A 643-nucleotide genomic window follows, 5' to 3' on the forward strand; every position below is an offset into this window, starting at 1 on the left:
ATTCTGCCGACTAAAGGACTTCCGCCGCGTCCCAACCCGCTACGACAAGCTCGCCAGAAACTTCCTCTCCGCCGTCGCCCTGGCCGCTCTCGTCGCCTTCTGGCTATGATTGAGTCTGAACCCTAGAATATGCGGATGCCGGTCAGCTGCTCTGAAGGAAGCAAAGCTTCGATCAATTCCCATTCTGCATCTTACAAATCGCCACGTGCCAAGCATGCCCCCTAAACGACAGTCTTGATCACTGCTCAGATGATTTGGGAACCGCTTTTGTCGACAGGCCCTAAATTTCAAGAAGCGAGATATAATCTTGTGCTAAATGAATATGATTAGGGTTGAATAGCCTCGCGTTTTCTAGACGCCCTCGGCTTTCATTTTCTGCCGCCGTTCGAACTCGACGGGTGACAGCAACCCGTTTCTGACGTGTTTGCTTTTGGGGTTGTAGAACTTCTCGATGTAGTCGAACACATCCCGCCTCGCGTCTTGGCGGGTTTTGTAGGTTCGCCGCCGCACCCTTTCCCGTAAGCGTCCGGTGAGCACCGCGGCGATTGCGGTTTGATCAGTTGTCGGATTTCGAGCGGGTATTTTTGGTCAATCGCACTTTTGCGGCATTGCGGCGGTTTGCGATGCGCAAAAGCGCATATTT

2 pseudogenes are annotated in these 643 nt (G+C 52.9%); one reads left to right on the plus strand and one right to left on the minus strand.

The annotated features are described in order from the left end of the window. Window positions 1–109 (plus strand): annotated as a pseudogene (locus HK439_RS26415) (IS5/IS1182 family transposase); the annotation flags it as partial. A 242-nt stretch (window positions 110–351) separates the two neighbouring features. Here HK439_RS26415 and HK439_RS26420 read toward each other — a convergent pair. Beyond that, window positions 352–519 (minus strand): annotated as a pseudogene (locus tag HK439_RS26420) (IS3 family transposase); the annotation flags it as partial. Window positions 520–643 lie beyond the last annotated feature (124 nt).

Source organism: Roseibium aggregatum (assembly GCF_014692675.1).
Lineage (GTDB): Bacteria > Pseudomonadota > Alphaproteobacteria > Rhizobiales > Stappiaceae > Roseibium > Roseibium aggregatum_C.